The following is a 14731-nucleotide window of genomic DNA, read 5'->3' on the forward strand; positions in this document are numbered from 1 at the left end:
TTGAGAAGAAAGCGGGGGAATAAGATGATTAAAACAACAAATGATCTTGATCAAGAATTTCAAGAAACGGTTGATACGATAAAACGTGGTGGCAGCGAGAAATATCATGAAAAATTAAAGGAACAGAACAAGCTGTTTGTACGTGATAGACTGGCATTATTATTTGATAATGGTCAGTACGAGGAGGATGGTCTTTTTGCCAATAACAAGGCAAAGGGACTTCCGGCTGATGGTGTGGTTACTGCAATCGGAAAAATTAATGGCCAGAAAGTTTGCGTAATGGCTAATGACTCTACTGTCAAGGCCGGTTCATGGGGAGCGAGAACCGTAGAAAAAATCATCCGCATCCAAGAAACAGCGGAAAAGCTAATGGTGCCAATCCTATACTTGGTTGATTCTGCTGGAGCAAGGATCACTGATCAGCTTGATATGTTCCCGAACCGACGTGGAGCTGGGAAAATATTTTACAATCAAGTAAAACTATCCGGGATGGTTCCACAGGTATGTCTATTATTCGGTCCTTCTGCTGCAGGTGGTGCTTATATTCCTGCCTTCTGTGACATCGTCGTGATGGTGGATGGAAATGCATCCATGTACTTAGGGTCCCCACGTATGGCGGAGAAGGTAATCGGTGAAAAGGTTACCCTTGAGGAAATGGGTGGAGCAAGAATGCACTGTTCAGTAAGTGGCTGTGGCGATGTTCTTGCTGCTACCGAAGAAGAGGCAATTCAGCATGCCCGCAAATATCTTGAGTACTTTCCGGGGAGCTATCAGGAGAAAACCAAAGTGGTGGACGCTATCAGCCCGAAAGAGGGAAGAACGCTTACTGATATCATCCCTGTAAACCAGAATGCGCCTTTTGATATGTATGAAGCAATCGATCAACTGATTGATGCCAACAGTTTTTTTGAAATCAAAAAGCTTTTCGCACCTGAACTTATTACTGGCTTTGCACGAATGGACGGCAAGGTGGTAGGCATCATTGCTAACCAGCCGAAAGTAAAAGGCGGAGTCCTGTTCGTCGATTCGGCCGATAAGGGAGCCAAATTCATTCAGCTGTGTGACGCTTATCATATACCATTACTTTTCCTTGCGGATGTTCCAGGGTTTATGATTGGCACAAAAGTGGAACGTGCCGGAATCATCCGTCATGGCGCCAAGCTCATTGCGGCGATGAGCTCTGCAACAGTGCCAAAGATCTCAGTATTGGTGAGGAAAGCATACGGTGCAGGTCTTTATGCCATGGCAGGCCCTGCGTTCGAACCAGATTGCTGTATTGCACTACCTACTGCGCAAATAGCAGTTATGGGACCGGAAGCGGCAGTGAATGCGGTCTATTCGAATAAAATTAATGAGATTGAAGACCCAAAAGAACGCATTGCCTTTGTTCAAGAGAAACATCAGGAATACAAAGAACACATTGATATTTATAAGCTTGCTTCGGAAATGATTGTAGATGATATCGTTCCTGCTAAAGATTTGCGTGAAGTGCTAATCAGCCGTTTCCATTATTATTCAGGTAAGCAGATGACATTCAGTCACCGTAAGCATCCTGTGTATCCTGTATAAAAAATCAAAACTGCTCAGGTCTCGCCAAGGGATTCTGAGTAGTTTTTTATTATAGGCTGTTTTCGTAAACTTTGATGCTATTTCGTAAATTCAATCATCCGTTATATTACTTACTGTCGTGCTCTTTGCCCGGTTTACTTAGAATACTACTTGCAATTTCTGGAGTATTAAAGCAGTAAAAAGTCAAAATGCCGACTTTTTACAAGTAAAAAGCAACAATCTGTGAGAAAAGAGCTTTATTATTTGACACCATGCAGACTGTAAATTGCATAAACAGTAGTACAATCAAAACGAATTAATTGGTACAATAAGAAAAAATAGGTATAAAGAAGGGGTCCGTATGAAAGTTGGGATTATCGGTGGAGGCGCAATCGGCCTCCTATATGCTTTCCAATTATCCAAAGCCTTTCCAGTCACTCTATACATTAATAGGAAAGAGCAGTTGCAGCTGCTAGAAACTTACGGTATTTCCATATCTGAAGAAGTGGCGGAAAGGGAGATTAACTTCCGACTATGGAACACAAAAGTTCGACCAACTGAAGACGTTATTATGGTTGCAGTAAAACAATATGCCCTCCAAGTCATTCTTCCCACACTCGAAGAATGCACGAAGGAGCAAACGGTCTTGTTTCTACAAAATGGGATGTCTCATTTAGAATTCCTAGGCAAAATAAACAATCCCTCTATTTTATTGGGAGTCGTGGAGCATGGTGTGAAAAAAAATAATGACCATCGTATCAATTGGACTGGCAAAGGTCGAACGAAAATAGCATGCTACGATAAACCGCTTCATTCATATCCGACAGAATTCATAGATCATTGGGTAGAGCGCCTTGGCGACTGTTTTCCAGTAGAAATTTGCGATGACTATCACTCCATGATGACAGAGAAATTATTGGTAAATGCCGTCATCAATCCACTCACCGCCATTTACCATGTCAGAAACGGGGCACTCTTGTCAAACCCTTACTATAAAAAAACCATGAAAATCTTGTATGAAGAGATTAGCTTTCTAATTGAGGAAGATTCAAGAGAAGAAATGTGGAAACATATATGCACCATATGTGAAAGAACGGCAGAAAACTGGTCTTCCATGGAGCGGGATATAACCGAAGGCAGACAGACAGAAATAGAATCCATACTGGGATATATAAGAAAAATGGCAAATCGTAAAGGAAAATCGGTCCCTGTAACAGAATTTATTTATCAAGCTGTTAAAGGACTACAGATTCATCCAAAATAATCAGGTATGCGAAAGAGGTAGATGAAAATGACTGGATTTTTCGTTGGGACGCTCGCCACAATCGTGACCGTACCAATTTTAGCACTGATCATGTTCTACATCATTGCGCGGTTCGTAACTAAAAATAATAAAAGATCTTTCCACGTTGCCATCGACACCTCCACCTTTTTCTTTATATTAGCGGTGCACTTTCTCATCATCATCATTTGGGAGCAATCCCTCTTATGGGTGATATTAACAGTGCTACTGGCAATTGCCACCCTTATGGTTCTGTTGCATTATAAAATGAAAGAAGAGATACATTTTTTTAAGGTGCTGAAAGGGTTTTGGCGATGTAATTTTCTGCTCTTTTCTTTCGCCTATTTTTGCCTGGCGGTCTTTGGTGTCCTTAAAAGAGTTTTTGAAACATTTGTGTAAGCAAGTTTTTTTGAATCAATGGAAATCAATGCTATACTCATGAAGATATATACATATATGAACGATTCAGAAAGGAAGTACTTTATGAATGTAGTAGAATTAATGCTCCCTACTATCAATAAATTTTCATCCGCTTATTTACACCAAAAGGAAAGCATACTCCCCTTTTTTACATATAATCCGTTTTCCCAGTCTTCGTTCACCGAAAGAAAGAAGAGATTGGAAGCTAGGAACTTCAGAAGGAAAGAGCTTGCGGATCATCTGTTGGAATTTAATAAAAAATATGATGCGGACAGCCAAACTCTACATAATATTGAAAAATTGAAAGATAAGGAATCTCTCGTCGTAATCGGTGGGCAACAGGCTGGTTTGTTGACCGGACCAGTCTACACTATTTCTAAAATAGTAAGTATTATCAAGCTTGCGCAAGAACAGGAATCGATATTGGGTGTCCCGGTTATCCCGGTATTTTGGATTGCCGGAGAAGATCATGACTTTCAAGAAATAAACCATGTGAATTTCCCAAAAGGAAATAATATTGAAAAGCATGTTTTCCGTCTGAAGGAAGCCGGCAAAAAAATGGTGTCAGAACTTAAATATGACAAAGAAAATATGAAATTTTGGATGCTTGAAGTTATCAACTCATTAGGTGAGACGTCATTTACAACAGATCTCAAAAATGCTCTGGAGCGGGATATTCAGTCATCATCCACCTTTGTGGATGCATTTGCTAACATGATTACCCATCTCTTCAAGGGAACAGGGCTTGTGTTGGTGAATGCTTCTGATTCTTCCTTAAGACAATTGGAGACACCTTATCTTCAGAAGATCTTAATCAATCATGAACTGATCAGCAAGGGAATTCTTCAAACGCAAAAAGAACTGGAAGAGATGGAATTTTCAACGATGTTGGAAGTGGACAAAGAATCCATGAACCTTTTTTATCATCATGATGGGGAGCGCCAACTCCTATACTGGGATGAAAAGAAGCAGATGGCTTATTCAAAGGATACTCACCGCGAGTTCACGATGGAACAGTTAGAAAAACACTTGGAAGAAGAGCCTTGGAATTTCTCCAATAATGTAGTAACTAGACCATTGATGCAAGAGTTCCTTTTTCCTACCCTCGCCTTTATTGGTGGACCGGGGGAAATTAGTTATTGGGCAGAGTTGGGCCGATGTTTCCATTCAGTCGAATTGGAAATGCCACCTGTTATTCCGAGGATTTCCTTGACTTTGTTAGAGCGGCATATCGAAAGCACGATGGAAGAGCTTGGGGAACCAGTTCAGGAAGTATTGGAAAGTGGACTGGAAGAAAAGCGTAAAGCGTGGCTCTATAAGCAGGAACTGCAGTCACTTGAGGAGACCATGTCATCTTTTATGGAGCAGTATAAAGATGTACACGGGAAGTTCCGTGAAGTAGGGAACGAGACTATGCCTCATATGAAACCGGCATTTGAAAAGAATTGGAACCTTATTGATAAGCAGTTTACCTACATCCATCGATTAATAGAAAGATCTGCCTATGAGAAGCATGAAACGATAATGAAAAAATATGAACGGGTCGAGCTTGCTTTGCTGCCAAAAGGCATGCCACAGGAAAGGATATGGAATATATGTTACTTCCTAAACAAATACGGGTTGGATTTCGTTCAACGCCTATGCGAGCTCCCATTAAAGCACAATGGAAAACATAAAGTAATAAAACTTTAAAAATGAAGGACAAAAAGTAGTCTTAACTTTAAAAACATGTAACCATGTTGATCCTGGTGAAAGACGCGCAGACACCTCGAAAATTCTAATGCGTTTTCTTCGTGCAATGTAACGCTGTCGTAGCCTTCCGTGTCCTTAGGGCCATGGGAGACCCGAAAACGTTAGGAGGTGGTCCCGGACCGCCGCGGTAAGCGAAGCGCCTGGAACGGAGATCAACTGTAAGTACAATTAGATATGAATGATGGGTAATCATTAGTTTGAAACAGTGGAAATTTTTCCACTGTTTTTTTTAATTCTTTTTCTGACATTGCGAAAACAAACCGGGGTCGTAAACATACAAACCATGAAGAAAGATAGCTAAATGTGTTTAAGCCTGGTCAAAAAAAGCCACGTTTGAACGAAATTCGTCCTTTTGTCAAAAAATGTTGTAAAAAGATGAAAAACGAAAAAAAAGTAGGCTTAAAGGATTTTCTTTTAGGGAAGAGAATAGTACAATAAAGTAAGTGGAGAGAAGTGGGGGATTGTGGGGGAAAGTAGAAGAAAGGTGGGAGAGCCAAATGTTCATGGGGGAATATAATCATACAATCGATACAAAAGGGCGTATGATTGTGCCTGCGAAATTCCGTGATCATTTAGGTGAAACCTTTGTTCTGACCAGAGGCCTCGATAAATGCCTATTTGGCTATCCTCTCTCTGAATGGAAAACAGTTGAAGAAAAACTGAAACAGCTACCACTTACTAAAAAGGATGCCCGTGCATTTACACGATTTTTCTTTTCAGGGGCTTCAGAGTGTGAGTTGGATAAACAGGGCCGTGTGAATATCGCCACTCCGCTTGTCCAATATGCACAACTTGAAAAGGAATGTGTCGTGATCGGAGTATCTAATAGAATAGAAATCTGGAGCAAGGATAACTGGAATACGTTTGTGGAGGATTCAGAAGACTCCTTCGCAGAAATTGCAGAAAACCTCGTGGATTTTGACTTATAAAAGGGATTACATTACAACGAATACTAGGACAGCCTGGATAAAACAAAATGGTCGGTGAGAAAATACCGATAGAAAAGAATTTGCAGCACCTAAGAAAAACAGCTAAGAGCTAGAAAGGCGGTGGAATATGTTTCACCACGTTACCGTTTTATTAAACGAAGCAGTTGATGGCCTTCAGATCAAGGAAGATGGGACGTATGTGGATTGTACCCTTGGGGGAGCAGGACATAGTTCCGAAATTGTGAAACAGCTATCCGACAATGGGAGATTAATTGCTTTTGACCAGGATGACCATGCCTTAGAACATGCAAAAAGTGTGTTACATAACTATCTGGACCGGGTCATTTTCATTAAGAGCAACTTCAAGCACTTGAAAGAGAAATTGTACGAGCAGGGAATTACAAAGGTCGATGGTGTATTGTTCGACCTTGGGGTATCCTCTCCACAACTGGATACTCCAGAAAGAGGGTTCAGTTATCACCACGAAGCACCACTTGACATGAGAATGGATACCGACAGTCCGCTTAGTGCCTATGATGTTGTCAATGAGTGGCCATACGAAAAATTAGTTCGCATTTTCTTTCAATATGGAGAAGAAAAGTTTTCCAAGCAAATAGCGAGAAAAATTGAAGAATACCGTAAAACAAAGCCGATTGAGACAACTCTGGAATTAGTGGAAATCATCAAAGACGGGATACCCGCTCCCGCAAGAAGAACAGGCGGACACCCGGCTAAACGGGTATTTCAAGCAATTCGTATCGCGGTCAATGATGAATTGGGTGTTTTCGAAGATGCCATTCATCAGGCCATTGACGTCCTGAGGCCTGGAGGAAGGGTTTGTGTCATTACCTTCCATTCACTTGAAGACAGAATGTGTAAAGTTGCCTTTAAGGAAAAAAGCCAATTGCCCCAGCTTCCACCTGGGCTTCCGGTCATACCAAAGGAATTTGAACCGACACTAAAACTTATCACACGCAAACCGATAATACCTAGTGAGGAAGAACTAGAAGCCAACAATCGTGCAAGGTCGGCAAAGCTTAGAATCGCGGAAAAAGCGAAAGACTAAATAAAAATAAAATGTAGACTAGGGGGAAAGGGAAATGAGTAATTTAGCTCATAAAATTCAGCGGCAACATGAAGAGCGTAAACAGCAGACACCAAAAAAGCAATTAGTTGTTAAAAAGCGTGCTAAAATCACGCTTGGGGAAAAAGTGCTTGGTTGCATGTTTATCGGAATGCTCGCTTTCGGTTCCATCCATGTTGTATCAAATCATGTGAGTATTTACCATGTTAACAGTGAAATCCAATCGCTTGAAGGATCAGTAGAATCTCAATTAAAGAAAAACCGTGAGTTGGAGCTTCGTGTTGCAGAAGAAAGCAGCTATGAAGTCATCCTGGAAAAAGCAAAAAACCTAGGCCTTACATTAAACGAAAATAATGTGAAGAACATAGGGAACTAATGAGTACACACAATATCGTTCAAAAAAAGAGAATTCACTTGGGAGCAGCAATCTTACTGGGATTTTTTGCGTTGCTCTTTTTTCTATTGATTGGGCGTTTCTTCTACCTTCAAGCGACAGGAGAGGCACACGGACATAACCTTTCTGAAGAAGCAAGCGAGAGATACAATGTTAATAAGACAATCAGTGCAACACGAGGGGCTATCTACGACAGAAGTGGTGATCCAATAGCAGAGGATACGCCTTCTTTCAATCTAGTTGCAGTGTTGGACGAATCGTTGACAACCAATGAAGAGAAGCCGCGGCATGTGGTCAATCCAGAAGAAACCGCTACAAAACTAGCCGATGTCTTGGAGGCAGATCGAAGCGAGATCCTCGAAAGATTGATGCGAAACAGTAAACAGGTGGAATTCGGGTCAATAGGGAGAGATCTACCCTTATCTGTCAAACAGGAAATCGAAGATATGAAATTACCTGGAATCGGCTTCATCGAGGGATCCAAACGATTTTATTTCAATGGAAAATTCTCTAGTCATGTGGTCGGTTTTGCAAGGGCAAATGATGATGGCGTCGTAAGCGGCGTTACAGGAATTGAGAAAATGCTCGAGGAAGAATTGAAGGAACAGGACGGTTCCTTGGCTGTAAAAACAGACAATAAGGGAATCAAGCTATCCATGAATTCAGATGTATCCTATGTCCCAGCGATAAACGGGAAAAATGTTCATCTGACATTGGATAAAACCATCCAAACTTTTCTGGAAGAAGCGATGAACACTGTAGCGAAGGAATATAAACCGGAAAGAATCATTGCAATTGTAGCAGATCCCAAAACGGGTCAAATACTTGCGATGGGATCGAGGCCAACTTTTGATTTGAATACAAGAGAAGGGCTGACAGACAACTGGAACAATGACGCAATCTCATATAGATATGAACCAGGTTCCACCATGAAAATCTTCTCCTTGGCCGCTGCCATTGAAGAAGGAGTTTACAATGGATCTGAAATGTATCAATCCGGCTCCTATTCATTGCCGAACGACCCTGTTCCGGTTTATGACCATAACAGGTCTGGGTGGGGAATGATAAGCTTTGAGGAAGGGGTACAACGATCTTCAAACGTTGCATTTGCCCTGCTTGCGGATAGAATGGGAACGGACACGTTACTGGAATATATCCAGGCATTTGGGATGGATAAGCCTACAGGGATTGATCTGCCAGATGAGACGACTAGTAATATTAACTACAATTACTATCGTGACAGGATTTCTACAGCATTCGGTCAAGGATCAGCTTTTACACCCATCCAACAAATTCAGGCAGCCACTGCGATTGCAAATGGCGGCAAGATGATGCAACCATATGTGATTGATAAGATAGTGGATCCGAACACAAATGAAGTGGTGCTGGAAAACAAACCAAAGCAAAAAGGCAAGCCTATTTCCGAGGATACGGCAAATAAAGTCCTGGATGTCATGGAGTCAGTGGTCAGCTCGGAAAATGGTACAGGTCGACCTTATAGTATCGAGGGCTACAGTGTGGCAGCCAAGACAGGGACTGCACAAATACCTGGTCCTGGGGGTTATTTGTCCGGCCATGGAGAGTACATCTACTCCATCACTGGGATGGCACCTGCTGATGATCCGGAACTTTTGATGTATGTCGCTGTGGAAAAACCCAAAATTGCGCAACACGAAAATGGTGCAGGACCGGTATCGGGGGTCTTCAATTCAGTTATGAGACGGAGTTTGCAATACATGAGCATTCAACCTGATGAAACACAACAATCGGCCCCCAAGAAGAAAAACGTAGGCGTGAAGGTTCCTAATCTTGTAGGAAAATCAGTTCAAGAAATCACCACTGGGACACAGGCTCCGGATTATGTCGTGGTTGGAGAAGGTTCTAAAATACTGAAGCAAACCCCAAAGGCTGGCAGGGAAGTCATAAAAGGGGAAAAGGTGATATTGCTGACTGAAGAGGCACCTCCAATCCCTGACATGACAGGATGGAGCTTGAGAGACGTCCGGAAAATTGCCAACCTTCTTGGACTTCAAACAGACATAAGCGGCAATGGGTATGTGCAAAAACAGAACATCATGCCGGGAACACCTGTGGAAGATGGGAACAGCCTTGTGGTGGAATTAGGGTCCAACAGATCTTTGCCAGAAACTGAAGAACCTGAACCAGAAGAGGAAACCGGTGAAGAGCAAGATGAGGAAGCGACAGAAGAAGACGATAGTTAATGATTATGAAGTTGCATTGTGGAAGGGGCTTTCCCCTTTTTACAGTGCAACTTTTTTATTTACTCGGTAACTATTCAGGTTTTATGAAAGGGACTTTCAAAAGTTCTAACCCCCTTCGTACAAGCATATATTACTACGAATATTAAAGGGGGTTCATATGACATGCGTGTTTCTCATGTGACTGTTCGGAGAAGGTTGACCATCGTACTTCTTGTAGGCATTCTACTTTTTAGCATCATAGATCTGCGTCTTGGCTATGTCCAATTTGCACTGGGGAATATGTTGACAGATCGTGCAAAAGATTCCTGGAGCAGAAACATACCGTTTGAGCCAGAACGCGGTGAAATTCTTGATCGAAACGGAGTTCCTCTTGCAACGAACATGAGTGCTCCAACTGTCCTTGTTGTACCAAGACAAATTAAAGATCCCAATGAAACTTCTGAAAAATTAGCAGCAGTCCTGAATATGTCCAAGGAGAAGGTGTACAAGCTTGTTACCAAGAGCTCTTCCATGGAAAGAATCAATCCGGAAGGAAGGAAGATTTCTCACGAAAAAGCAAAGGAAATCAGAGCGCTGGGATTAAAGGGCGTCTATATTGCCGAGGATTCCAAGCGTCACTATCCATTCGGAAGCTACCTTTCCCATGTACTCGGATTTGCCGGTATTGATAATCAAGGATTGATGGGACTCGAACTCTATTATGATGAACAGTTAAAAGGGGAAAAAGGTTATGTGCAATTCTATTCTGATGCTAAAGGAAGGAGAATGCCTGATATCCCAGATGATTACGAAGCCCCGCAAGATGGCTTGGACCTAAAGCTGACCATTGATTCAAAAGTTCAGACGATCATAGAGAGGGAGTTGGATCTTGCACAGGAATTGTATAGTCCAGATGGTATCATTGCCATCGCAATGGATCCAAAAACAGGTGAAATCCTGGCAATGTCGAGCAGACCGGATTTTGATCCTGCACAATTCCAAGATGTAGCTCCTGAAATTTATAATAGGAACCTGCCTGTATGGAGTACATATGAGCCTGGTTCCACATTTAAAATCATTACCCTTGCGGCGGCCTTAGAAGAAAACAAGGTCAACTTGCAGAATGACACCTTCAATGATAGCGGTGCGGCTATGGTTGATGGGGCAAGGCTGCGTTGTTGGAAAAAAGGAGGACATGGACATCAGACGTTTCTCGAAGTTGTCCAGAACTCTTGTAACCCAGGCTTTGTCGAGCTTGGTCAGCGTTTAGGGACGGATACACTTTTTGATTATATTAAATCTTTTGGTTTTGGAGAGAAAACCGGGATCGACTTGGCTGGTGAAGGAAAAGGAATTCTATTTAAACCAGAGCGTGTTGGTCCCGTGGAATTGGCTACGACCGCATTCGGCCAGGGGGTATCTGTCACTCCGATCCAACAAGTGGCAGCAGTCGCAGCCGCGGTGAATGGCGGCATCCTCTACACACCTTATATCGCTAAAGAGTTTGTGGACCCGGTAACGGGTGAGGTGGTGTCAAGAAAGACTCCTGTAGAAAAAAGAAGAGTTATATCGGAAGATACATCTGCCCAGGTTCGGTATGCATTGGAGAGTGTGGTCGCTAAAGGATCGGGTAGACATGCTTTTGTGGAAGGTTACAGAGTTGGAGGTAAAACAGGAACTGCACAAAAAGTTAAGGATGGCAGATATATGGAAAACAATCATATCGTTTCCTTTATAGGCGTCGCTCCGGCGGACGACCCACAACTTGTGGTGTATTTAGCAGTAGATAACCCCAAGGGGACCATTCAATTCGGAGGGGTTGTAGCAGCACCGATTGTCGGGAATATAATGGAAGATAGCCTAAATGCACTAGGGATAGAAAAGAGAAAAGGGCAAATTGAAAAAGAATTGAAATGGCCGGATGTCCCGCTTGTGGAGGTTCCTGACCTTAAAGGGATGACAAGAAAAGAACTTCTCCAGCAGCTGGTAACTCTTAAGCTTGATATTAGTGGTGAGGGAGATACAGTTGTGCAACAGACGCCTGCCCCTGGCACAAAAGTGGAGGAGGGGTCCACTGTCAGGGTATATATGGCTGGTAAAAGCGGTACGGATGGTGAGTGATTCTGTTCTGATCACAATCGGTTTTCCTGAAGAAGAAAAGCCATTTTTTCTTCTTCAGAAAACCTGTTTTGACTAGGCGAAAAGAGTTTATTCTTATGTCGGCTTGGTTTAATTTTCCTAAATAGGATAGAATGGTGATAAGGCATCTTTATGTACTGTTCACAACTTTTTAGGATAGTAGCCTTTTCTCTTATGACATCAGGCATTTAGTCTCCAAGTATGCCAAAGGGGTTTGATTCGCATGAAACTTCAGCAACTTATTCAACATCTTCATCGATATGAAGTATCCTCTGAGTATGATCTTGAAATATCTTCGATTGTTATGGATTCCCGTAAGGTCATCGAAGGGAGTTTATTTTTTTGTATCAAAGGGTACACGGTAGATGGGCATCAATTTGCCAAAGATGCTGTGTCCAAAGGTGCCGTAGCCATCATTTCTGAGAAAACGATGGACCTTCCTGTTCCCGTGATAGTTGTACCAGATACCATGAGGGCAATGGCAATATTAGCAGATGTCTTTTTTGACCAGCCTACTCATAAGCTTCACTTGATTGGAGTCACAGGTACAAATGGAAAGACCACTACCACGCACATCATAGAATCCATTTTTCAAAGTCATCAGCAGAAGACCGGCATGATTGGCACCATTAATATGAAAATAGGAAATAAAACGTACCCTGTGAAGAATACCACTCCTGATGCGTTGACCCTTCAGGAATCCTTTCACCAAATGGTGGAAAACAAGGTGGACACGGTGGTGATGGAGGTCTCCTCCCACGCACTCCATATGGGAAGGGTGTTTGGGTGTGACTTTGATGTAGCGGTATTCACCAATCTTACACAGGATCATTTGGATTATCATAAAACAATGGAGGAATATCAGTTTGCTAAGTCCCTGTTATTCTCTTCTTTAGGTAACACCTATAACCTTACAAAACCGAAATATGCTGTATTGAATGCTGATGATGCTTCAAGTGATTTTTTTAAGCGTGCAACAGCAGCCCAGGTTATCACATATGGCATACATGAAAAAAGTGACATGATGGCAAAGAATGTGGTGACAACTGCAAAGGGAACTTCCTTTGATTTAATGTATGATGATAAATGTATTCCCGTCCAATTGAAAATGGTTGGCCATTTCAGTGTGTATAATGTTCTTGCTGCCGTTGCTGCCAGTTATGTGTCCAATATTCCCATCGAAACCATCATTCCGGTAGTGGAACAGATGACTGGTGTCCCGGGTAGGTTTGAGGCCATCGAAGGGGGGCAGGACTTTACAGTCATAGTGGATTATGCCCATACACCGGATAGTTTGGAAAATGTATTGAAGACCACCAAGCAGCTTTCTAAAAACGATATTTATTGCATAGTCGGTTGCGGTGGGGATAGGGACCGGACAAAACGCCCATTAATGGCTGCTGTTGCGGTGAATTATGCTTACAAGGCAATCTTCACTTCGGATAACCCGCGTTCAGAAGACCCGATACAAATCTTTAATGACATGAAATCCGGGGTGCCTGATCTTGCTTATGAAATTGTGGAGGATCGTAAGAAGGCGATCTTCAAGGCGATTGGACTGGCAAAAACAGGGGATATCGTCCTTATTGCTGGAAAGGGACATGAAACTTACCAAGTCATCGGCGACAAGGTGCTGGAATTTGATGATAGAAAAATTGCTTTGGAAGCCATACAAGCAAAGAAAAGCTCATAGACTGTTAAGGTGTGTATCCACATAATTAACTATTTCTTTTGTCACCCGTTATCCCAATTAATGAGTAAAAGGCATTAAAATAGTTTCGATTTCATAAGAAAATTTAAAAAGATGAAAAAAAGTATTTTCATGTGGGTGAAAAACCTATAAAATTTACTTTTGGTATATCTTTTAATTTTTCTAATCAGAAAGAATTCCAAAGTCCTAATAAAGGTATTATCATTCTCCATTACAGGGCTCCAAAGTTCGTGGAGTTCATGTTTGGTCTGTGATAATACCTATAATCATGAAATGAAGAGAGGAGGGAATAACGATGGAACAACAGGTTGTTTTATTTGCTATCGTTATGTCTTTTTTAATTACTGTACTAGTATCACCAATTTTTATTCCCTTCCTGCGCAGACTGAAGTTCGGTCAAAGTATCAGGGAAGAGGGACCGCAATCCCACCAAAAGAAAACAGGCACCCCGACTATGGGTGGAATCATGATCCTGCTTTCTGTTGCGATTACGACACTCGTTATCACAGGCCAGTTTGCAGAAACTTCTGTAGAAACTTATTTATTGCTTTTTGTAATGGTAGGGTATGGTCTCCTTGGATTCTTGGATGACTTTATCAAGGTAGTTTTAAAGAGAAATCTTGGGTTGACGTCCTTGCAAAAATTGATTGGTCAAATAGTCATTGCAGTAGTATTCTATTTTGTTTTTGTACAGTTTGAGTTTTCCACTGCGGTATCTGTTCCCGGAACAAGCATCTCTATTGAATTGGGATTCTTTTATGTTTTATTTCTTATTTTCTGGTTGGTTGGGTTCTCTAATGCCGTCAACTTGACCGACGGGCTTGATGGATTGGTGTCAGGTACAGCAGCAGTAGCTTTTGGGGCGTTTGCCGTATTGGCATGGTTTCAATCACAGTTTGAGGTATCCATCTTTGCTGTAGCTGTTGTAGGCGCATTACTAGGTTTCCTTGTGTTCAATGCACATCCAGCAAAAGTGTTTATGGGAGATACAGGTTCCCTCGCACTAGGTGGTGCCATCGCAACGGTTGCAGTATTGCTGAAACTGGAAATCATCCTGATTATAATAGGTGGAGTTTTCGTTATCGAGACACTATCCGTCATCATTCAAGTCATTTCCTTTAAAGCGACAGGGAGAAGGGTCTTCAAAATGAGTCCGCTTCATCATCATTATGAACTTGTGGGCTGGTCCGAATGGAGAGTGGTCGTAACCTTCTGGACGGTTGGACTATTATGCGCAATGCTCGGAATTTATTTAGAGGTGTGGATCTAAT

Annotated in this window: 11 protein-coding genes; all 11 read left to right on the forward strand. The window is 42.0% G+C overall.

The genetic code is table 11. From position 1 onward, the window contains the following. Positions 1–24: 24 nt before the first annotated feature. The 11 genes from MKY77_RS10225 (at position 25) to mraY (ending at position 14730) form a co-directional block, all read left to right on the forward strand. Complete coding sequence (locus MKY77_RS10225) at positions 25–1569, forward strand: acyl-CoA carboxylase subunit beta (protein WP_339145718.1); 1545 nt, start codon at positions 25–27, stop codon at positions 1567–1569. Between the two features lie 340 nt (positions 1570–1909). Beyond that, positions 1910–2812 carry a 2-dehydropantoate 2-reductase gene (locus tag MKY77_RS10230; protein WP_339145719.1) on the forward strand — a complete coding sequence of 301 codons (903 nt, stop codon included), beginning with the start codon at positions 1910–1912 and terminating at the stop codon, positions 2810–2812. A 27-nt stretch (positions 2813–2839) separates the two neighbouring features. Further along, positions 2840–3229, forward strand: coding sequence for a DUF3397 domain-containing protein (locus MKY77_RS10235; RefSeq protein ID WP_339145720.1), 390 nt, complete (start codon positions 2840–2842; stop codon positions 3227–3229). Between the two features lie 57 nt (positions 3230–3286). Next, a complete protein-coding gene (gene bshC, locus MKY77_RS10240; protein ID WP_342515714.1) occupies positions 3287–4942 on the forward strand; it encodes a bacillithiol biosynthesis cysteine-adding enzyme BshC in 1656 nt (551 codons plus the stop codon). A gap of 557 nt (positions 4943–5499) precedes the next feature. Continuing rightward, positions 5500–5931: a division/cell wall cluster transcriptional repressor MraZ gene (gene mraZ, locus MKY77_RS10245; RefSeq protein ID WP_339145722.1), complete on the forward strand. Its 432-nt coding sequence runs from the start codon at positions 5500–5502 to the stop codon at positions 5929–5931. Between the two features lie 127 nt (positions 5932–6058). Further along, complete coding sequence (gene rsmH, locus MKY77_RS10250) at positions 6059–6997, forward strand: 16S rRNA (cytosine(1402)-N(4))-methyltransferase RsmH (RefSeq protein ID WP_339145723.1); 939 nt, start codon at positions 6059–6061, stop codon at positions 6995–6997. A 34-nt stretch (positions 6998–7031) separates the two neighbouring features. Continuing rightward, positions 7032–7391, forward strand: coding sequence for a cell division protein FtsL (ftsL, locus tag MKY77_RS10255; protein ID WP_339145724.1), 360 nt, complete (start codon positions 7032–7034; stop codon positions 7389–7391). Beyond that, positions 7391–9631, forward strand: coding sequence for a penicillin-binding protein (locus MKY77_RS10260; protein ID WP_342515715.1), 2241 nt, complete (start codon positions 7391–7393; stop codon positions 9629–9631). Before ftsL ends, MKY77_RS10260 begins: the two co-directional genes overlap by 1 nt. 162 nt (positions 9632–9793) lie before the next feature. Further along, entirely contained in the window at positions 9794–11731 is a 1938-nt protein-coding gene (locus tag MKY77_RS10265; protein ID WP_339145726.1) for a stage V sporulation protein D, read from the forward strand. A gap of 241 nt (positions 11732–11972) precedes the next feature. After that, entirely contained in the window at positions 11973–13442 is a 1470-nt protein-coding gene (locus MKY77_RS10270; protein WP_339145727.1) for a UDP-N-acetylmuramoyl-L-alanyl-D-glutamate--2,6-diaminopimelate ligase, read from the forward strand. 313 nt (positions 13443–13755) lie between these two features. Next, entirely contained in the window at positions 13756–14730 is a 975-nt protein-coding gene (gene mraY, locus MKY77_RS10275; RefSeq protein WP_339145728.1) for a phospho-N-acetylmuramoyl-pentapeptide-transferase, read from the forward strand. The last annotated feature ends 1 nt before the right edge of the window (position 14731 follow it).

Source organism: Sutcliffiella sp. FSL R7-0096 (genome assembly GCF_038595065.1).
In the GTDB taxonomy this organism is placed as follows: Bacteria; Bacillota; Bacilli; order Bacillales; family Bacillaceae_I; genus Sutcliffiella_A.

Bases quoted from the DNA above. Each gene is read 5' to 3' on its own strand.
- MKY77_RS10225 (WP_339145718.1), top strand. From the start codon at position 25: ATGATTAAAACAACAAATGATCTTGATCAAGAATTTCAAGAAACGGTT.
- MKY77_RS10230 (WP_339145719.1), top strand. From the start codon at position 1,910: ATGAAAGTTGGGATTATCGGTGGAGGCGCAATCGGCCTCCTATATGCT.
- MKY77_RS10235 (WP_339145720.1), top strand. From the start codon at position 2,840: ATGACTGGATTTTTCGTTGGGACGCTCGCCACAATCGTGACCGTACCA.
- bshC (WP_342515714.1), top strand. From the start codon at position 3,287: ATGAACGATTCAGAAAGGAAGTACTTTATGAATGTAGTAGAATTAATG.
- mraZ (WP_339145722.1), top strand. From the start codon at position 5,500: ATGTTCATGGGGGAATATAATCATACAATCGATACAAAAGGGCGTATG.
- rsmH (WP_339145723.1), top strand. From the start codon at position 6,059: ATGTTTCACCACGTTACCGTTTTATTAAACGAAGCAGTTGATGGCCTT.
- ftsL (WP_339145724.1), top strand. From the start codon at position 7,032: ATGAGTAATTTAGCTCATAAAATTCAGCGGCAACATGAAGAGCGTAAA.
- MKY77_RS10260 (WP_342515715.1), top strand. From the start codon at position 7,391: ATGAGTACACACAATATCGTTCAAAAAAAGAGAATTCACTTGGGAGCA.
- MKY77_RS10265 (WP_339145726.1), top strand. From the start codon at position 9,794: ATGCGTGTTTCTCATGTGACTGTTCGGAGAAGGTTGACCATCGTACTT.
- MKY77_RS10270 (WP_339145727.1), top strand. From the start codon at position 11,973: ATGAAACTTCAGCAACTTATTCAACATCTTCATCGATATGAAGTATCC.
- mraY (WP_339145728.1), top strand. From the start codon at position 13,756: ATGGAACAACAGGTTGTTTTATTTGCTATCGTTATGTCTTTTTTAATT.